The following is a 19,217-nucleotide window of genomic DNA, read 5'->3' as shown; positions in this document are numbered from 1 at the left end:
CGATGGGCTTCAACGTTTACCCCAAAATATCGACGTTGAAAACGTTATACCCGGTCGACAGTCGCCGTGACGTAGATTCCCACGAGGACGACGCACCCGCCCGCGACGGTGGACGGCGTCGGCGTCTCCGACAGCAACGCGAAGGCGAGCAGCGTCGCACCGACCGGTTCCCCGAGCAGCGAGACGGAGACGACGCTCGACTCCAAGTGTGCGAGCGCCCAGTTGAGGACCGTGTGACCGAGCAGCCCCGGCCCCGCAGCGAGTCCAGCGAAGAGGAGCCATTCCCGGGGCGGATATCCGGTGAGCGGGTGTCCCGCCGCGAGGACGAACGCGAACAACACGAGGGCACAGACCCCGTACACGACGGTGACGTAAGGGATCAAAGCGATCCGTTGGCGCAGCGACCGCCCGGCCAACACGTATGCCGCGGCGGAGACCGCACCCGCCAGCGCCAGCGCGTTTCCGTAGAGGGGTCGAGGACCGATCGCCGTGCCGCTGAGGAAGTCGCCGAGCGACATCGACGCCATCCCGGCCACTGCGACCGCGATCCCCACGGCCATGCGACCGGTGACGCGTTCGCGCAACAGCAGCCACGCTCCCAGCGCGACGAACACCGGTTGCGCCTGAACGAGCGTGACGCTCGCGGCCACGCTCGTCCACCGAAGGCTCTCGAACCACGCCGCGAAGTGGATCGCGAGCGCGATACCGGACAAGGTCGCGAACGCGAGGTCCCGAGATCGTATCCGGGCGAACTCCCCGCGGTACCGCCACGCCGCGACCGAGGCCAACGGGAGCGTGGTGAACAACACGCGGTAGAAGGCTGCGACCGAACTCGGGGCCTCACTCAACCGGACGAGGATCGCGCCCGCACTCACCGCAGCGACTGCGGCCGCTAGCCCCACTTTCGGCGATACGACCGGCTTCGAACTCATCCAATCTCGCTATCGTTCACGGGGCGGACGCTTAGCGGTTTCGAGGGGCCACGCCCCCTTCCCTGACGAGGCGCCATCGTTCTGCGTTCGACGCGCGACGGCGACGGAGATTTCACTCCCGGGCGCGAACGCCGTCCCATGTGTGCGGACACGTTCGGCGTCGGCATCCGCGTCGCCGAGTCTGAACTGCGGGTCGTCGTGGGCGTCCCGTCCGACATCGACGCCGGCTGGACGGACCCTGAGTCGTTTCAGTCGCTCGTCGCGGAGACCGTCTGGGAGCAGCTCGACCGACGCCAGACGTTGGAGGCGATTGCCGCGCGGTACGACACGGGTGAGACCGCCTCCCTCGGGACTGTAACGCTCGAACCAGACGGTACCGTCGTAGAAACTGACCTCAAACGCATCGCGACGGTCGACGACCGAGACAGTACCGAGGACTGATTGGCGGGGACCGGTGTGGTCCGAACTCAGTCGTCAGCCGTGTCCGCTTCGAGCGCGGTCCCGATAGCCGTGGTCCATTCGGGCCGGTACGCGGTGAGATCATACCGGGTCGGCCCCACTGTTTCACCCCACGTATCGAGCGCATCGAGCGTCACGAGTCCCGACAGCGCCGCCCCGAGAGTTCGCGGTGTCGTCTCCGGCTCGGTCAGCGCGGCGTGGACTTGCTTCGACTGAGGGTAATTACGATCGCACGACTCGATCCCTCGCTTGGCCTCGGCCCAGTGTCGACGAACGTACCCGAACGTCGTCGGGTCGTCTCGCGCGAGTCGCTCGATCGCCGCCGTCGCCTCCGCGTCGGCCCCGACGACGGACTCTACGTGGGAACTCAGTTGGGAGACTAGTTCTCCTGAACCATCGTGAGAACAGCCGACGTCGACCCGGTTCACCCGCCTCCCGAACCGCTCGCGGAGCCGACCCACGAAGGTGACGACCGATGCGACGTCCGCCCGGTGAGCAAGGGGCGCAAGGTCGTCGATCACCACGTCCACCGTCCCCGTAGGGGCGCCGTCGACGTGCTTCCCCAGGGCGTCGAGTACGCGCTCGTTCTCGGCGGTACGACCGAGCACCGTGTACGCGAGTCCGTCTCGGGGCATGACCTGTGTCGACGCGGCTGCACCACTCCGGACGACGTCGTTCACGTCGATCACCGCCTCCCGATTCGGCGGCCCCTGAGGCGTTCGATTCCATCCGCTCCGCCACGCCTCGACATCCGTCCCAAACAACACGGACACGACGCGGTTCGAGACGACTCCGTCGCGAACCGACGGGGGATCGCCACAGCACAGTCTCACCACGGTGTCCGTGTCGTTCGGTACGTCCATGATACGTTAGCTTCAGCGACAAAAGTGATAAACTTACGGTTAGAACTATCAGTACTGATATGACTCGCGGCGGGCGACAGGTCCGAGATGCCTCGCGAGCAGTCCGCTACTGCCTTCGATAAAAACACTGCCCGCTACTGATTACGGCCGGACAGAGTTGGACGTACTTTCGAACGGATACAGTCGCTAGTGGAGTAGATGTCTGGCGAGCGCTCTCGCTCGCCGAACGAAATGATACGGTGGGAGCGGTATTGCTCCCGTATGAATGGGTAGGCGGCGACTCGTGGTTCCCAGAGGATCGCTCACTCCAGTACTTCACGATACGCTGGCGGGCTTAACTTCCGTGTTCGGAATGGGTACGGGTGTTTCCCCACCGCTCTGGCCGCCTTCATGCCAACTCTCGGGCTCGAACCGAGACTTCCTGTCTGCCAGGAAGACGCCTGTGTTGGTCTGGTTCGATACCAACCGTGTAATACGTGCGATCCAGATACCGCCTGAACTCATGCGAGTCGTGGCGCGTCAGCGCCAATGAATGTGGCTCGGTCTGTTAGTGCTCGTGGGCTTAACACCTCGTTGCCTTGGTGCGTACACCCCGAGTCTATCGAACTCGTCTTCTACGAGTGACCTCTGTGGTACCTCTTTTCCATGTGGGTTTCGAGCTTAGATGCGTTCAGCTCTTACCCCGTGTCGCGTGGCTACTCGGCATCTGCCCTCTCGGACAACCGATACACCAGTGGCGACCAAACGTAGTTCCTCTCGTACTATACGTTCGTTCACGTCAGGTACCTCACACCCCCAATAGATAGCAGCCGACCTGTCTCACGACGGTCTAAACCCAGCTCACGACCTCCTTTAATAGGCGAACAACCTCACCCTTGCCCGCTTCTGCACGGGCAGGATGGAGGGAACCGACATCGAGGTAGCAAGCCACTCGGTCGATATGTGCTCTTGCGAGTGACGACTCTGTTATCCCTAAGGTAGCTTTTCTGTCATCTACGGGTCCCATTCCGGAACCTCGTAGGTTCGCTAGACCACGCTTTCGCGTCAGCGTTCCTCGTTGGGAAGAACACTGTCAGACCATCTTGTGCTCTTGCGCTCTTCGCCGGGTTCCCGACCCGGCTGAGATGATCTTCGGGCGCGCTCGATATCTTTTCGAGCGCGTACCGCCCCAGTCAAACTGCCCGGCTACCGGTGTACTCCTCCCGGAGTGAGAGTCGCAGTCACCGACGGGTAGTATTTCAATGTTGTCTCGGTGGCGTGCTAGCGCACGTACCTGTGTAACGACTCCTACCTATGCTGCACATCGGCGACCACGTCTCAGCGACAGCCTGCAGTAAAGCTCTATAGGGTCTTCGCTTCCCCTTGGGGGTCTCCAGACTCCGCACTGGAACGTACAGTTCACCGGGTCCAACGTTGGGACAGTGGCGCTCTCGTTTATCCATTCATGCAAGCCGCTACTGAAGCGGCAAGGTACTACGCTACCTTAAGAGGGTCATAGTTACCCCCGCCGTTGACGGGTCCTTCGTCCTCTTGTACGAGGTGTTCAGATACCCGCACTGGGCAGGATTCAGTGACCGTACGAGTCCTTGCGGATTTGCGGTCACCTGTGTTGTTACTAGACAGTCGGAGCGCCCGAGTCACTGCGACCTGCTCCGTAGAGAGCAGGCATCCCTTCTTCCGAAGGTACGGGACTAACTTGCCGAATTCCCTAACGTCGGTTCTCCCGACAGGCCTTGCCTTGCGCTGGCAGAGCACCTGTGTCGGATCTCGGTACGGACATCATGCTTGCCTTTTCACGGGCCCTATGTACGGCTGACTTTCGCTATCTCGCGTTTCGCTCGCTTCGTGCCGTGACGGCTTCCACGAGTTTCCACGATTCGACCGGGCGAAGGCCCGGCTCAGCGTTCCACACGGCGTCGGCGTTTACTGCACGATGGCGCTGGAATATTAACCAGCTTCCCGTTGATGTAGTCAAGTTGTGGTACATCTTAGGACCGGCTAACCCTCGGCTGAACGGCAGTGCCGAGGAACCCTTGCTCTTCAGGCCGTCGAGGTTCTCACCCGACTATCGCTGCTACTGTGACCAGGATTGTCGTTACTGGACGGTCCACGCGAGCTCTCGCCCGAGCTTCCGTCCGACCAGTACGCCAACCTACGCGGTTGCCCCTGTCAAGGGCACGGCCAGGTCTCGGTGGTAGATTTGAGCCCCGATCATTTTGGGCGCCTCAAACCTCGGCCGGTAAGCTGTTACGCTTTTCTTAGCGGGTAGCTGCTTCTAAGCTCACCTCCCGGCTGTTTAGGGCTTGAGACCACCTTCGAATCGCACTTAATCTACACTTTGGGACCTTAACCCGGCTCTGGGTTGTTCCCCTCACGGTACACAGGCTTACCCCGCGCACCGGACTCCCTTCGTCTACGGCGCCTGCGGGTTTGGAGTTCGACAGGATGGCCGACTCCTCTCGGAGGCGGGTCATCCAATCGGTAGCTCTACCCCGCGGGCTACCTCGGAAGAGGTCATGCTTCGACATGTTTCGGTTGGAACCAGCTGTTGCCAGGCTCGATGGGCCTTTCACCCCTACACACAAATCACGAGAGGGTATTGTAGAACACCAACTCTAACAGGCCTCCACGTGGCTTTCGCCACGCTTCACCTTGTTTGTGCGTAGATCGCCTGGTTTCGGGTCGCACCCAATTGACTCCCCGCGCTTGAACACGGTGGCCCTCGCAATGCTGCGGCCGTATCGGTTTCCCTGCGCCTTCCCCGGTTCACGGGTTAGACTCGCCAATCAAGTGCACTCCCTGGGTCGTTTTTCAAAACGCACGACACGACGCCGGCTCGTCTCTTTTCCTACTAGAGGATCGCTCCTCGGTCGTTTCAAGAGACGCCTTGTACGCCCTGTCGCTCGATCGCCAGCTGATTTCAGGCCCTATTGCACCGCCCTTCTCGGGGTGCTTTTCAGCGTTCGCTCACGCTACTTGTTCGCTATCGGTCTCGAGGAGTGTTTAGCCTTCTCAGGGGATGCCTGAGATGTTCATAGAGGATATCCGACCCCTACTACTCTGGATTTGACGCCATCCGTACTGACTCATCTTACGGGGTTGTCACCCTGTTTCACGCTCCGTTCCAGGAGACTTCAGATGAGTTGTCAAGATTTGGTTGTCAACCCGAACACCACATTGGTCTGACGACCTTCGGTTTGGGCTGTGTCGCGTTTACTCGCGGTTACTGACGACATCGCTGTTGCGTTCTTTTCCTGCCCTTACTGAGATGTTTCAATTCAGGGCGTTCCCTATTGCGCGAGGCAATTGTTGAACGGATTCCGATTGGGAGATCTCGTGTTCTTCCCCTCCATGCGGGTCCCACGAGCTTTTCGCAGCTTGGCACGTCCGTCGTCGGCTCTCGAGCCGAGCCATTCACCAGCTGGCACAGTAGCCAGTAGTGTGTCAGTCTGCTCTCGAAGGAGAGAGACTGACGGTGTCAAAGACGGCAAAGTCTTCGACTGTTATGGTTCACTGACGTTCCACGAACTCGGATGAGTTCAGTGGACGTCTGGATCGCACGTATACACGGTTGTCATTGAATCGCCACCGGGTGTGACGGGGCGTTCGTCGAACCCTTCCCATCCGCGGTTTCCCGGGATGGTGCATCGGTCGTCGTGTTCTGTCCGAGTCGCGTCTCCCATATAAGGGGACGGATTCGGACCGAACGGACATGGACTCACTGGGATTCGAACCCAGGGCATCCTCCTTGCAAGGGAGGCACTCTACCGCTGAGCTATGAGCCCACCTTCCCGTTTGGGAAGGTTTGGTGTCTCGCGTGTGTGTGTGAACCGTGGTCGTTCTAAGGTGTCCAAGCCGGCGGGTGGGCGGACGGTACACAGGCCAATGCGAATGAGTAGTGACCGTCTGTGGAGACGGTCGTAAGGTGAGCTCCCGCGGAGCGGGAGTCTCGGGTCGGTGGAGGTGATCCAGCCGCAGATTCCCCTACGGCTACCTTGTTACGACTTAAGCCCCCTTGCGAAGCCCAGATTCGACGCGTGTGACGCGCCTCATCCGGACCTCACTCGGGTGCTTTGACGGGCGGTGTGTGCAAGGAGCAGGGACGTATTCACCGCGCGCTTGTGACACGCGATTACTACCGAATCCAGCTTCATGTGGGCGAGTTGCAGCCCACAATCCGAACTACGATCGAGTTTCTGAGATTACCGTCTCCTTTCGGAGTTGGAACCCTTTGTCTCGACCATTGTAGCCCGCGTGTTGCCCAGCACATTCGGGGCATACTGACCTACCGTTGCCCGTTCCTTCCTCCGTGTTAGCCACGGCGGTCTCCCTACTGTCCCCAGCTACCTCGCGGTACTGCTGGCAAGTAAGGATGCGGGTCTCGCTCGTTGCCTGACTTAACAGGACGCCTCACGGTACGAGCTGACGGCGGCCATGCACCTCCTCTCTGAAACTCGGATAAGGTCATCAACCTGATCGTCATTATTACAGTCGATGCTGGTGAGATGTCCGGCGTTGAGTCCAATTAAACCGCAGGCTCCTCCGGTTGTAGTGCTCCCCCGCCAATTCCTTTAAGTTTCATCCTTGCGGACGTACTTCCCAGGCGGTCTGCTTAGCGGCTTCCCTACGGCACAGCACCCACTCGTAGTGGGAGCCACACCTAGCAGACATTGTTTACGGCTAGGACTACCCGGGTATCTAATCCGGTTCGAGACCCTAGCTTTCGTCCCTCACTGTCGGATCCGTTCTCGCGACGTGCTTTCGCCATCGGCGGTCCGTCCAGGATTACGGGATTTCACTCCTACCCCGGACGTACCCGTCGCGCCTTCCGGTCCCAAGCCACGCAGTTTCTACCGGGCGCCCACCTGTTGAGCAGGTGGATTTCCCGATGGACTTGCGCGGCCAGCTACGGACGCTTTAGGCCCAATAAGATCGGCCATCACTTGGGCTGCCGGTATTACCGCGGCGGCTGGCACCGGTCTTGCCCAGCCCTTATTCTGGTACCGCCTTAGGGTACCGAAAAGCACAGGCGCTATGCCTGTGCACTTGGGATCCCCCTATCGCACTGTCGTGCAGTGTAAAGGTTTCGCGCCTGCTGCGCCCCGTAGGGCCCGGAATCTTGTCTCAGATTCCGTCTCTGGGTTCTCACTCTCATGACCCATACCGATTATTGGCACGGTGGGCCGTTACCCCACCGTCTACCTAATCGGCCGCAGCCACATCCTTCGGCGCCGGAGCGTTTGACACACTACTCATTCCAGTGGTGGTGTGGTATGCTCTATTAGCCTCAGTTTCCCGAGGGTATGGAGCTCCGAAGGGTAGTTTGGCCACGTGTTACTGAGCTATTCGCCACGAGTATGAACTCGTACGACTAGCATGGCTAAATCGGATCCCAATAGCAATGGCCTCCGGCAGGATCAACCGGAATGAATATCCTTCGGGCCTGATTCCCGGCCCGAAGGGGGTGTTGGCGGGTGTCAACTTCGTTTGAGACGAAGGTTGACACACCATTGTATTGGTCTGTGTGGTGTCCGGGTCCAGCCAACGGCTTGGATGGCACCGAACGACCACGGCTCACATCAGATCGCCGCTTACGCCGGAGCGCAGGGGGCGCGATCCTCATTCGGGTGAGTTGGACAAACCAACTCTGCGAAACCGGGCCGAGTTGAACGGCCCGAGTCCGCGGTGCGTTCTTCGCATATCATCCGAACGGGCTTATACACTTAAGCACGTCGGAACGCTTTGACCGGCCGCGTCTGCGGCCGGTCGGTGCCTCCTTGTGGGAGGCCCCTCGCATTTCTTCGAATGCCCGGGTTGTATTTAACCTCGTCGAACTATCTGCGCCACGTCACGCGGTTTCATGCGAGATTCCGTAACGTGGAAGCCCGTCGAAAGGGCACGATCCGACGGCAAGTTCGGCAACAGACTGCGACTCACTTCCGAGCTGATATCGGAGAAACCATACGTATTTTGTCACAATTAGATGGCCGGAACTGTACGTGTCGCCTGTGCGTGCGATCAAACCAAATCGACCGAACTGTATCTCAGAAGACCTCCGTCGTTTATACCACGGGCGTTTATAAGGGAGGGGATCACATATAAAAGCGAACGATGACGAACCCTGCAGACTCGATCGAGATTCAGAACGTCGTTGCATCGACGGGTATCGGTCAGGAGCTGGATTTGGAGGCGCTCGCGGAGGACCTCCCGGGCGCGGATTTCAACCCCGATAACTTCCCCGGACTCGTGTACCGGACCCAAGAGCCGAAAGCCGCCGCACTCATCTTCCGTTCGGGGAAGATCGTCTGTACGGGCGCGAAGAGCATCGACGACGTCCACGACGCACTCGGCATCATCTTCGAGAAGCTCCGGGGGCTCCAGATCCCCGTAGAAGAGGACCCGGAGATTACCGTTCAAAACATCGTGTCGAGCGCGGACCTGGGGCACAACCTCAACCTCAACGCGCTCGCGATCGGCCTCGGCCTCGAAGACGTGGAGTACGAACCGGAGCAGTTCCCCGGGCTCGTCTACCGGATGGACGAACCGGAGGTTGTCATTCTCCTCTTCGGCAGCGGAAAGATCGTCATCACGGGCGGCAAACGCACCGACGACGCCGAAGAGGCAGTCGAGGAAATCGTCGAACGGATCGAAGGGCTCGGCCTGCTCGGCTGACGCTGTCGTATCGATCGGTCTGTTCGGTAGGCTCGCCTCGGGGAGCACCTGACAGTCGATCTCTCCGAATTGTCGAACGCGGTTCGATTACGTTGCCGTGTCGTCCTCGGTGAGGACCTCTTTCACGACGCTCGGGTCCTCGAGGAGTTGATGTTGCGTGTAACTCCCCTCAGCGCTGCCGCCGCTATGTTTCGACTGCTCGATGATGTCGAGAAAGGCGTGTTCCTTGAGGAGATCGCGGACGCGTCGCAGCGAGAGGCTGTCCGAGCCTTCCTGCCGACAGATGTTCTCGTATATCTCGTACACGCGGCTCGTCCGAAAGCCGTCCTGACGGCCGTTCGTCAGTGACAACAGCGCGAGCGCCTGGAGAACGTACCGCGAGTGCGGCGTGGAGCCGCGGATGAGCTCTCGGAACCGGTCGGTCTCGGCCCGCTCGCGCGCCTGGGTGACGAACTCCTCGCGGACGGTGGGCTCTCCGTTCGCCTGTGCGATCTCTCCGGCGTACCGGAGGATATCGATGGCCTTCCGGGCGTCGCCGTGTTCGCGCGCGGCGAGTGCGGCCGCGCGGGGGATCGTTGACGCCTCGAGAACATCGTCGTGGAACGCGTCCGCGCGCGCTTGCATAATCTCGCGCAACTGGTTCGCGTCGTACGGCGGGAAGACGAACTCGCGTTCACAGAGGCTCGATTTGACCCGTTCGTCCATTCGGTCTTTGTACTGGATCTTGTTGCTGATGCCGAAGACGCCCAGTTTACAGTCTGTGATCTTCCCGGCCTCGCCGGCGCGCGACAGCTGCATCAATATCGCGTCGTCGTCGAGCTTGTCGATCTCGTCGAGGAGGATCAAGACGACATCGTATCGCTGGTCGAGGATCCGCCAGAGACGTTTGTAGTACGTCGACGTCGAGAGCCCTTTGTCGGGGACGTTGATGCCGGTCTGTTCGGGGTCGTTGACTCCCTCGGCGATCGTCTGGACCGCCTGTGTTTCGGTGGTGTCCTGAGCGCAGTCGACGTACGCGAACGTCGCCGTGACGCCCTCCTCGCCGGCGGTCGAGACGAGTCGTTTCGAGACGTACTTCGCACATAGAGATTTTCCGGTGCCAGTCTTGCCGTAGATAAGGACGTTACTCGGGCTCTGCCCGAAGATAGCCGGGTTGACCGCCGTGGCCAAGTCGGCAATCTCGTCGTCTCGGCCGACGATTCGACCCTCGCCCGGCAAGTGGCTGATCTCGAGGAGCTCCTTGTTCGCGAAGATGGGGTCCTCCCTCGTGAAGAGGTCGTCCGCTGCGTCCATGAGGGAGACACCGTGTTTCCGGTGAAATACGTTCTGTTTCGAAGTCGCTCGCAGTCCGGGTTCGATCGGGGGAAGTGGGTTAGAGAGACACACCGTGTTTCCGGTGAAATAGGGTAGAAGGGGGCGGTCGGTCTGGGTGATCAGGAGGGGAGGCGGATACCAGAAACAGAAACCGGGACAACGTGAGTCGTGTGGGCGGTCAACGCGAAAGTCGAGAACGCGGATCTACGGAGTGTAGACGTGGATCCACGGAGCACAGACATCAATTTCACCGGAAACGCGGTGTTCGATAGCGCAGACGAGACAGACATGAAGCGGCTCATCGAACAGACAGCTCACTGAATAGCGGGAGTTGCCGAACGGGAGTTGTGGCAGCAAGGAAGACGAAGAAAGATTTAGCGGGGGGAGACCACGTTTCCGGTGAAACTCTTCCTATCGTCCTACAGGCGATAGCCTATTTCGCTTAATGGGAAATACCCAACAATGAGTAATAAAGATATGGGATCAAGTAACGCTGTGAACCGCCTGCCTATCGCCAGCCGACCACTACCCCGCCGACACACCCACCCCCACAACACCCGATTTCACCGGAAACACGGTGTGTCTCTGACCTCCGCCGTTGAGTTTGAAGTGACGTACCGACGAGAAGCGCACGTCGAACCGTCAAGGCCGCCGACTGTCATCGCTCAACCTAGCGTTCGAACGAGTCGCGGACCTCATAGCGGACGCCGTCCTCCCGGAGCCGCGTCGTGTGCCGGGAGAGTTCGTCGGTAGACACGAGTAACAACACGTCTAAGCCGCGAAGGGCGGCCTGTGAGACGCCCGCTGCCGACCCGAACCGCACGTCCGGACGAACGTCGGCGCGAGTCGCGAGCGCGTACGCTTCCGTGCCGCCGACCGCGACTAGCTCTGCGCCGGCGGCGTGCTCCCTGATCGTGTCATGTGGCGGCGGATCGCCCTCGGTGACCGCCGGGACGGGTACGACCGTCACCACCCCCGGGTTGTACTCGACGACACCCTCGAAGTCGGTGACACCGACCGCTTCCCCTGCCTCACCGCCGGTAACGACGACAGCGGTCGCTGAACCGCCCCCGGGGACGGCGTGGAGGGTCCCGTCCCGCATCTCGAGTCCGACCTCGTCCCCCTCCGCGACCGTACCGACCGCCACCGCGGCGTCGACATCGACACTCCCAAGAACGTCGTCGGAGACCCGAGAGACGAACTCCGAGAGCGCGTCGGTCCGTGTGATGATCCAGTCGACGCCCTCTTTCGTCACCTCGTACCGACCGCGCCCTCGTTTCTCGACGAACCCCCCGTCGATCAGGTCCCGGACGTAGTCGCTCACCGCCTGCGAGGTCACGCCGATGACGTCCGCGATCTCCTCTTGGCTCACCGCCGGCTGGCGTGCGGCAATTTCGACGAGAACTCGGTATCGGGTCGCGTCACGCCTGTTGTCGAGTACTCGCGGTGCGGTCGCCTCCGACGGGTCCTCGCTCGATCCCATATCAAACTGGTTGGAGTTGGACACAAGTAAATTTGTGGTGAGTTATGCGAGGAGAAGGCGACCGACGATCCTCGGGAGCCGTCGTGAGCAGCAGTCCGAGAAAGGAGTCCTCCGACCACACCATCTACATGCTGCGCGACTGCTTCCCTGCGTGCTGCGCGACTACTCCCCCGCGTGCTGCGCGACTACTCCATTGCGTGTCGGTCGAATGCTACTCCTGTGCGTCCACGACGGCGACACTGGCGAGGTTGACGATGTCTTTCACTTCGTCGCCGCGCTGGAGCACGTGGACCGGCTGGTCCATCCCGACGAGCATCGGTCCGATGGCCTCGGCACCGCCGAGCCGTTGAAGCAGCTTGTACCCGATGTTTCCGGCTTCGAGGTTCGGGAACACGAGGACGTTAGCCGCCTCGTCGAGTTCGGAGAACTCGTAGGTCCCGTTGAGAATGTCGTCCACGACCGCGGTGTCCGCCTGCATCTCGCCGTCGACCGGGAAGTCGACGCCGTCGTCGGTCTGGAGGATGTCGACCGCTTCGCGCGGCTTCCGTGTCCCCTCGTTATCGACGCTGCCGAAGTTCGAGTACGAGAGCATCGCCGCGCGCGGTTCGACGTTGAATCGCCGCGCGAGGTCGGCCGTGTGACGCGTGATCTCCGCTAAAGTCTCCGCGTTCGGGTCCTGATTGACGGTCGTGTCGGCACAGAAGATGACCCGGTTTTTGAACGTGAGCATGTACACCCCGGCGACGGTGTCGGTGTCGTCCGCGGACCCGACGATCTGGAGCGGCGGCCGGAGCGCGGACGGGTAGTGGTGCGTGAGCCCGGTGAGCATCGCGTCGACGTCGCCCGTCTCCACCATGACGCTCCCGAGGTAGTTGGTGTCGCGTCTGACCAGGTCGTTCGCCTCTCGCTTCGTGATCCCCTTTCGCTTGCGGAGCTCGTACAGCCGCTCGCCGTACCCCGAGACGTCTCGGTTGTCGGGGTCGACGACTTCGGGCCGGAACGAGAGTCCGAGTTCGGCTGCGGTTTGGGAGATGGTGTCGGCGTCACCGAGCAGTACGGGCTCGGCGATCCCTTGCTCGGCGAGCTGATACGCCGCGCGGATCATCTTCTCGTCGGTCCCCTCCGCAAGCGCGATCCGCTTCGGATCGCTCTTGGCTTTGTTCAGCACGACCCGCATCATCTCGCGGGACTTGCCCAGCCGCGCTTCGAGCCGCTCTCGGTACTGGTCCAGATCGATCTCCGTACGAGCCGACCCGGACTCCATCGCCGCCTCCGCGACGCGCGGCGCGACCTCGAACAGCACTCGCGGATCGAGGGGCTTCGGAATGACGTAGTCCGGTCCGAACTGGAGCGGGTCGTCGCCGTACGCCTTCACGACTGCGTCCGGAACGTCCTTGCGCGCGAGGTCGGCGAGCGCCTCGGCCGCGGCCGCCTTCATCTCCTCGTTGATCTCCGTCGCGCGCACGTCGAGCGCTCCGCGGAACAGGAACGGGAACCCGAGAACGTTGTTCACCATGTTCGGGTAGTCCGACCGGCCCGTCGCCATGATGACGGTGTCGTCCCGAGCGTTTTTGGCGTCCTCGTAGGTGATCTCCGGGTCGGGGTTCGCCATCGCGAAGATGATCGGGTCGGCAGCCATCGATCGAACCATCTCCTGGGAGACGATCCCGCCGACAGAGAGGCCGACGAACACGTCGGCACCCTCCATCGCGTCCGCGAGATCGCCTTCCTCGGCCGGCGTGGCAAACTGACTCTTATACTCGTTGACGTCGCCCGCCGCGACGCGCTCCTCGGTGATGATTCCGGAGGAGTCACACATGGTGATGTTCTCCTTGCGCGCGCCGAGCGAGACGTAGAACCGGGCCGTGGCGATGGCCGACGCGCCGGCCCCGGAGAAGACGATGTTCAGTTCCGAGAGGTCCTTATCGGAGATATCGACCGCGTTCATCAGCGCCGCGCCCGAGATGATCGCGGTGCCGTGTTGGTCGTCGTGGAACACCGGCACGTCCATCTCCTCGCGGAGGCGTTCCTCGATCTTGAAACACTCGGGCGCCTTGATGTCCTCGAGGTTCACGCCGCCGAACGTCGGTTCCATCGCCTTCACCGCCTCGCAGAAGGGATCGACGGAGTCGATGTCGAGCTCGATGTCGAACACGTCGATGTCGGCGAACCGCTTGAACAGTACACCCTTCCCCTCCATGACGGGCTTCGAGGCGGCGGCGCCGATGTTTCCGAGGCCGAGCACCGCCGACCCGTTCGAGACGACGGCGACGAGGTTCCCTTTCGCCGTGTACTCGAAGATGTCCCCGGGGTTGTCGGCGATATCGAGGCATGGCGCCGCGACTCCGGGCGAGTACGCCAGCGAGAGATCTCGCTGCGTGTTCGTGGGCTTCGTCGTCTCGATCGCGATCTTTCCGGGCGGCTCCTGTCGGTGATATTCCCGCGCGTCGTCATCCAGTCCCATGTCTCTCTCAATTCGTGAACGGAGTAAAAAGGTATCCGATGGTGTCGAACATATTATTCGACGTTCGACGATACCCTAGCCGCGCCGCGAATCCCTCCAAGTCGCGACGAGCGAGGGCGACTACTTGCCGGCGGTTCCCGACGCTGATGATTTTTCTCGCCGACGATTCCCGGCGCTGATGGTTTCCCTCGCCGACCGGTTTCATCGCCATGAATTTCTCTCACCGACCACGTCATCTGCCGGTCGATCTCATCCCATCCATCCTACCTTCACTCATTACATCTCGTCGGCCTCACCCGGCGTCGACGCTTCCGGCACCGAACACGAGTCTCCCCCGGCGAGTGCGGGCTTGACCCCGACGAGCGCGGGCTCTACCCCGGTGAGAACGGAGACCTCGTACGCGATCAGGTACGTCCGCGTCACCATCCGAACGGGAAGCGTCAGGACCACGGCTCCGACGGTCACACACGCCAGAGCGACCGCGAGAGCGATCACACCCGCGGTCGTCCCGACCAGCGCGCCGAGACCGCCGAGTGGAACCGCGACCACCACGAGCGCGACGAGCGAGAACGCGCCGACGAGCAGGCCAGCGAAGGCGACCGCGGTCGCCTGAACGATCCGGACGCCCGCCGCGACGACGACGTGGACGGCGACGTACGGGACGAGTTCGGCCCGCGATCCGCGGAACGCCGCCCAGACGTGACGCCACGCGGCGAGGACGCCGAGGTCGCGAGTGACCATCACCGGCGCGGCGAATTCGAACGCGAACCGCACGACTGCGGCGCCGAGCAGCGCTGCTCCGACGCCCACCGACGCGCCAAGAACGGTGGCGACCGACGAGAGCCCGGAGAAGTCGCCGATAGAAAGGCCGATGGCGCGCAGTACCTCGGGAGACGCGGCGGCAGCGACGGCGACCACGGGCGTCGCGGCCGCGACAGAGGCGACCGTCGCGAACGCGAACAGCCCCAGTCCCTGCCGAAACCGAGCGTGGAACGGCCGTCGGATCGCCACGTCCGTCGTCGCGAGCGCGTCGTAAAACACGAGCCGAAACGCGGCCGAACACGCGGCCAAGAGGGCCCAGGCGACTCCGACACCGATGAGGAGGGCGACCAGCACCGGGTCGTCGAGGCCGAGAAGTCCCGCGACGAGCGTTTCGATCGAACGTGTGACCGATTCGCGTTCGACCCCTGTCGCGAACCGGGCTCCGGAAGCCCCGAACTCAGGGACCTCGAATCCGGCGCTCTCGAACTCGGCGCTCTCGAATCCGGCAGCTCCGAACCCCGAAACCCCCAACGTCGAGGCGAGTGCGCGAGAGACCCCCGCACTCCCTCCGGCCATCACGAGGGCGAGGAACGCGAGCTTCGCCCACCGAACCGCCTCAAACGGAAAGAGCAACCGCCGAGTCACGTCGACGGCGCTGTCAAGCGCGTCGACGGCGTGCCAGCTCATACCGATCGTTCGTCGAGGGGGATGAATAAGCCGGCGCACCGCTCGGCTTCCGGATCGCTCCGACCGGATCGCCGCCGGCAATCATCGTCGTCAACCTCACCGTCGTCAACCCCACCGTCGTCAACCCCACCGTCGTCAACCTCACCATCATCAACCTCACCATCATCAACCCCACCGTCGTCAACCTCACCGTCGTCAACCTCACCGTCGTCAACCTCACCGTCGTTGACCCCGAGCGACCTCGCCGGACCCGCAGCCGTTTTGCCGCGACGCGACGAATCGACCGCCATGAAGGTCCGCGGCGAACGCGAGTGTCAGTCCTGCGAGACCCGGTGGTCGTACTACAAAACGGGGTCGGTCGCGTGTCCGAGCTGTGGCGACCTACGCAGCGTCGGCGTCGACGACCGCACCGTCCACACGGACGCGGCCGTCACGCTGGACCTCTCCGGCCACCGCGACCGCGTCGGCGACGCCCGGGGGACGCTCCCCGATTCCGGGGTCGACGACCTCCAGTCGGACCTCCGGGAGTACTGCCGGAAGCGCGGGTTCGTCGACGGCGGACGACTGGCGCCGCTCGACGGGACCTACCTCGCGGCCCGCGAACTGCTGGAGGCGGTCGACTGCTTCGAACGGCTTCGGGACCCGACCGACGTCGACCGCGAGTATCTCCTCGCGCTGCTCGCCGGCGCCGAGGCCGGCGATCGACCCGCGACGGCGGACGTCCCGGAGGCCCTCCGGGAGGCCCGAGGGATGGCGGCCGTGCGCGCCGTCGAGGCGTACCGCACCGACGCGCTCGACTTCCTCGACGAACTCGAATCGTCGGCCGACCGAGCCGATACCTCCGGCGAGGCCAGTCACAAGACCAGCCGCGAGGCCGAAGAGAGCGCTGGCGACGACGGGGACGCGGCTCCGACGGTCACCGCCGAAGGATCGGACCCCGAAGCGAGAGTCGGACCCGCCCGCGACGCCCTCGAGGGGCTCCGCGACCGCGTCACACGCGTCGACGCGCTCGGGGGCGACGTGCCACCGACCGCCGCGGACGCCCTCGTCGAGGCCGCGGACGCGATCGGAACGTACGTACGGACCGGCGACGAGGCGGCGCTCGCGACCGCCGAAGATCTGATCGCGGACGCGACCGTCGACGACTTCGACTCTCCGAGCGAGTGATCCGACCGGAAAGCTGTCCCGACCGGCCCCGACGGCGGGTCACTCCGCGCCGGGGGCGACCACCGAATTCGAGAGCGTGCCCACGCCCTCGTAGGTGATCGCGACCTCCTCGCCGGGCTCGACGAGCCCCGGATTCGCGGGGCTCCCGAAGGCGACGCAGTCGCCGGGCTCGAACGTGAATCGCTCCGAGAGGTACGAGATGATCTCGTACGGGTCGAACAGCATCAACTCGGTGGTCGCGTCCTGCCGCGTCTCGCCGCCGACGGTCGTCTCGATGTCGAGGCCCGTCGGGTCGACGTCGGTCTCGATCCACGGCCCGAGCGGCGCCGACCCGTCGAACGCCTTCCGCGCGGTCCGGCCCTGCTGGTCGAGCGCGTCGACGTCGTTCATGATCGTGTAGCCGCGAACCGCGTCCGGAACCTCCGCGGGCGAGAGGTCGCGACACCGCTCGTCGATCACGGCGACCAACTCTCCGGCGTAGGTCAGTTCATCGGTCCACTCGGGGTACCGGATCGGCTCACCGTGCGCGAGCAGGCTCGCGGGAGGTTTGATGAAGAAATCGGGTTCCTCCGGCCGCTCGTAGTCCATCTGATCGAGCGTCTCGGCGTAGTTCCGGCCGACGCAGTACAGCGCAGTCGGGTCACACGGCGGCAGCAGCCGTCCGTCGCGACCGACCTCGTAGCGGCCCTCGTCGGCGATGACCGCGCCGTCGACGTAGCGACCGGCGACGGGACCGTCGGGCGTGAGGAGTCGAGCGAGTCGCATACTGACACGTGCGCGGTACGCAGTGAAAAGTCGTCGGTGAGCCAAACATATTCTCGACCGGCGACGCCGACGGTCAATGACTGGGGCTAGCTGTCGATGTCGTCGCCGTCGCCCTCGTCGACTCCGATCACGACGCCAGAGCGGATCTCCAAGGCCGTCTCGAACTCCTCCCGCCGATCGCTTCCGGACCCGATCCGCTCCACTTCGGCCTCGTGAGCGCGGACGACGGCGTCGCGCTCGCGCTTTGAGAGTCCGATCCGGTCCGCGACCCCGTCCCAGTGATCGGGTTCGACGAGGAACGCTTCCCTGTTCGCCTCGGCCGCGATCCGCTCGTACCGGCGACGGTACTCGTCGATCCGCGAGCCGAGGTCGGTCTGGACGCGGGCGAGCAGCGTCGGGACGCGGCCCGCGGGCACGCTCGCGAGCGCGGCCGTCTTCACCAGCGCGGTGCCCTCGATCGGATACGAGCCGTCGTCGTGTGTCGCGTTCGCGTCGCCGTCCCCGTCCTCACTGGCGCCGTCGTCGGACATCAGCCGCCGGCACGCATTGCCTTCTGTCGGTACTTCGGGAGGAGTTCCGCCAGTGCGTCGGGGTCGCCCGCGAACTCCGCGGTCACCTCGGTAAGCGTAATCGACGCCGCGGCGGTCACCTTCTCAGCGGACAGCGCGACTCGCCACCCGTCGCCGTCGACGCGCGTCGCTTCCGCAGGGTCGTCGGTCCCGACCAGTTCGCCGCCGAGATTCCGGAGGTAGTGGGCCGCGAGTCGCCGCGAAATACCGCGGTACGCCACCGTGTCGCGCACCCACCCCTCCTCGGCCGGCGGGAGACCGGACGCGTTCGCCTCGCCGCTCATGTGCCCCCCGCGACCGGCGGGAACACGGAGAGCCGATCGCCGTCTTCTATCGGGGTGTCGAGTCCGTCGAGGTGGAGCACCTCGCGGCCGTTCTTCAGCACGTTGATCTGCGGGGCGAGGTCGCCGTCGACGATCAGTCGCCCCTCCATCCCTTCGTAGGTGGCCTCGAGTTCGCGCAGGATGTCACCGACCGTCGACTCGTCCGCGAACTCCGCGTTGACGGTCTTCCCGCCAGCGGCCTCACGAAAGGTCGCGAAAAACCGCAGTTCCAGTTCCATAGTGGTACCTCGTGTCGCGGCGGCTTAAAAGCGGCCGGCCGCGGAAACGACGGCAGCCGTCTCCACGGAAACGAGACGAACCGATCCGCGGAACCGCCCGGGCGACCGGCGTCTCCGATCGCGCTTACAGGTCGGACAGTCGGATCCCGTCCTCGACCAGTCGGAAGTTCCGCTCGCGGCCGAGGTCGTCGGCGAGCCACTCGTGGTCGTACAGCTGCCCGATGAGTTCGACGTAGAGGTTCCGCCACGCGATCGCGTAGATGGGCGACTGCCCCCACGCGCGTAGCTCCGGCACGAACTCGTGATACGTGCTCGCCTGCGTCTCCATGCGCTCGACCGCGTCGGCGACGACCTCGGCCGCCTCGTCCGGCCCCGCCTCCTCGAGGGCCTCGTTCAGTCGCGACTGGATGCCCGCGATGGCGCGTCGCATGTCGCGTTCGGCGGTTCCCTCGTCCTCCGGGAGCGACTCGACGACGCCTTTCGGCACGCCGAGTTCGATCTCTGGCATGGGATCCACT

15 protein-coding genes, 1 tRNA gene and 3 rRNA genes are annotated in these 19,217 nt (G+C 63.2%); 3 read left to right on the top strand and 16 right to left on the bottom strand.

What is annotated here, in order from left to right:
• Window positions 1-44: 44 nt before the first annotated feature.
• The gene (locus tag ACZ5KW_RS10645; protein WP_343776240.1) at window positions 45-932 is read right to left on the bottom strand and encodes a DMT family transporter; all 888 of its coding nucleotides are present in this window, start codon (window positions 930-932) and stop codon (window positions 45-47) included.
• A gap of 138 nt (window positions 933-1,070) precedes the next feature.
• Between ACZ5KW_RS10645 and ACZ5KW_RS10640 the strand changes: the two genes are divergently transcribed.
• Window positions 1,071-1,373, top strand: a complete 303-nt coding sequence (locus ACZ5KW_RS10640; RefSeq protein ID WP_343776239.1) for a hypothetical protein — start codon at window positions 1,071-1,073, stop codon at window positions 1,371-1,373.
• 26 nt (window positions 1,374-1,399) lie between these two features.
• On the opposite strand, the gene ACZ5KW_RS10635 is transcribed toward ACZ5KW_RS10640, so the two are convergent.
• The 5 genes from ACZ5KW_RS10635 to ACZ5KW_RS10615 form a co-directional block, all read right to left on the bottom strand.
• Window positions 1,400-2,254, bottom strand: a complete 855-nt coding sequence (locus ACZ5KW_RS10635; RefSeq protein WP_343776238.1) for a hypothetical protein — start codon at window positions 2,252-2,254, stop codon at window positions 1,400-1,402.
• A 268-nt stretch (window positions 2,255-2,522) separates the two neighbouring features.
• A 5S ribosomal RNA gene (rrf, locus tag ACZ5KW_RS10630) occupies window positions 2,523-2,644 on the bottom strand.
• Between the two features lie 139 nt (window positions 2,645-2,783).
• A 23S ribosomal RNA gene (locus ACZ5KW_RS10625) occupies window positions 2,784-5,696 on the bottom strand.
• Between the two features lie 271 nt (window positions 5,697-5,967).
• A tRNA-Ala gene (locus ACZ5KW_RS10620) sits at window positions 5,968-6,039 on the bottom strand.
• A 173-nt stretch (window positions 6,040-6,212) separates the two neighbouring features.
• Window positions 6,213-7,682: ribosomal RNA gene (locus tag ACZ5KW_RS10615) — 16S ribosomal RNA — on the bottom strand.
• Together the 16S, 23S and 5S rRNA genes with 1 tRNA gene alongside form the textbook arrangement of a ribosomal RNA operon.
• A gap of 683 nt (window positions 7,683-8,365) precedes the next feature.
• Here ACZ5KW_RS10615 and ACZ5KW_RS10610 point away from each other — a divergent pair.
• Entirely contained in the window at window positions 8,366-8,926 is a 561-nt protein-coding gene (locus tag ACZ5KW_RS10610) for a TATA-box-binding protein (RefSeq protein ID WP_343777898.1), read from the top strand.
• 87 nt (window positions 8,927-9,013) lie between these two features.
• Here the strand turns inward: ACZ5KW_RS10610 and ACZ5KW_RS10605 are convergent, their stop codons facing one another.
• From ACZ5KW_RS10605 to ACZ5KW_RS10585, 5 genes are all read right to left on the bottom strand, one after another.
• Window positions 9,014-10,219 (bottom strand): Cdc6/Cdc18 family protein, encoded by a 1,206-nt coding sequence (locus ACZ5KW_RS10605; RefSeq protein WP_343777897.1) that lies wholly within the window; start codon window positions 10,217-10,219, stop codon window positions 9,014-9,016.
• A gap of 691 nt (window positions 10,220-10,910) precedes the next feature.
• Window positions 10,911-11,723 carry a DUF7839 domain-containing protein gene (locus ACZ5KW_RS10600; RefSeq protein ID WP_343777896.1) on the bottom strand — a complete coding sequence of 271 codons (813 nt, stop codon included), beginning with the start codon at window positions 11,721-11,723 and terminating at the stop codon, window positions 10,911-10,913.
• A gap of 211 nt (window positions 11,724-11,934) precedes the next feature.
• Window positions 11,935-14,187 (bottom strand): NADP-dependent malic enzyme, encoded by a 2,253-nt coding sequence (locus tag ACZ5KW_RS10595; RefSeq protein WP_343777895.1) that lies wholly within the window; start codon window positions 14,185-14,187, stop codon window positions 11,935-11,937.
• A 276-nt stretch (window positions 14,188-14,463) separates the two neighbouring features.
• Entirely contained in the window at window positions 14,464-15,636 is a 1,173-nt protein-coding gene (locus ACZ5KW_RS10590) for a DUF7544 domain-containing protein (RefSeq protein WP_343777894.1), read from the bottom strand.
• Window positions 15,633-15,926: a hypothetical protein gene (locus ACZ5KW_RS10585; protein ID WP_343777892.1), complete on the bottom strand. Its 294-nt coding sequence runs from the start codon at window positions 15,924-15,926 to the stop codon at window positions 15,633-15,635. The genes ACZ5KW_RS10590 and ACZ5KW_RS10585 overlap by 4 nt, the downstream gene beginning before the upstream one ends.
• Here ACZ5KW_RS10585 and ACZ5KW_RS10580 point away from each other — a divergent pair.
• A complete protein-coding gene (locus ACZ5KW_RS10580) occupies window positions 15,925-16,803 on the top strand; it encodes a DUF7117 family protein (RefSeq protein WP_343777890.1) in 879 nt (292 codons plus the stop codon). The two genes, ACZ5KW_RS10585 and ACZ5KW_RS10580, sit on opposite strands and share 2 nt — an antisense overlap.
• Window positions 16,804-16,842: 39 nt before the next feature.
• Here ACZ5KW_RS10580 and ACZ5KW_RS10575 read toward each other — a convergent pair whose 3' ends face one another.
• The 5 genes from ACZ5KW_RS10575 to ACZ5KW_RS10555 all read right to left on the bottom strand — a co-directional run bounded on the left by ACZ5KW_RS10575 (window position 16,843) and on the right by ACZ5KW_RS10555 (window position 19,207).
• The gene (locus ACZ5KW_RS10575; RefSeq protein ID WP_343777889.1) at window positions 16,843-17,568 is read right to left on the bottom strand and encodes a fumarylacetoacetate hydrolase family protein; all 726 of its coding nucleotides are present in this window, start codon (window positions 17,566-17,568) and stop codon (window positions 16,843-16,845) included.
• Window positions 17,569-17,654: 86 nt separating this feature from the next.
• Window positions 17,655-18,098 (bottom strand): DUF8048 family protein, encoded by a 444-nt coding sequence (locus ACZ5KW_RS10570; RefSeq protein WP_343777888.1) that lies wholly within the window; start codon window positions 18,096-18,098, stop codon window positions 17,655-17,657.
• A complete protein-coding gene (locus ACZ5KW_RS10565; protein ID WP_343777886.1) occupies window positions 18,098-18,421 on the bottom strand; it encodes a MoaD-like domain-containing protein in 324 nt (107 codons plus the stop codon). Before ACZ5KW_RS10565 ends, ACZ5KW_RS10570 begins: the two co-directional genes overlap by 1 nt.
• The gene (locus ACZ5KW_RS10560) at window positions 18,418-18,699 is read right to left on the bottom strand and encodes a ubiquitin-like small modifier protein 1 (protein WP_343777884.1); all 282 of its coding nucleotides are present in this window, start codon (window positions 18,697-18,699) and stop codon (window positions 18,418-18,420) included. Before ACZ5KW_RS10560 ends, ACZ5KW_RS10565 begins: the two co-directional genes overlap by 4 nt.
• 124 nt (window positions 18,700-18,823) lie before the next feature.
• Window positions 18,824-19,207 (bottom strand): hypothetical protein, encoded by a 384-nt coding sequence (locus ACZ5KW_RS10555; RefSeq protein WP_343777883.1) that lies wholly within the window; start codon window positions 19,205-19,207, stop codon window positions 18,824-18,826.
• Window positions 19,208-19,217 lie beyond the last annotated feature (10 nt).

The organism is Halorubrum ejinorense (assembly GCF_055389685.1).
Note: the sequence above shows the minus strand (reverse complement) of the source record. Positions and strands in the feature narration are given on the sequence as shown.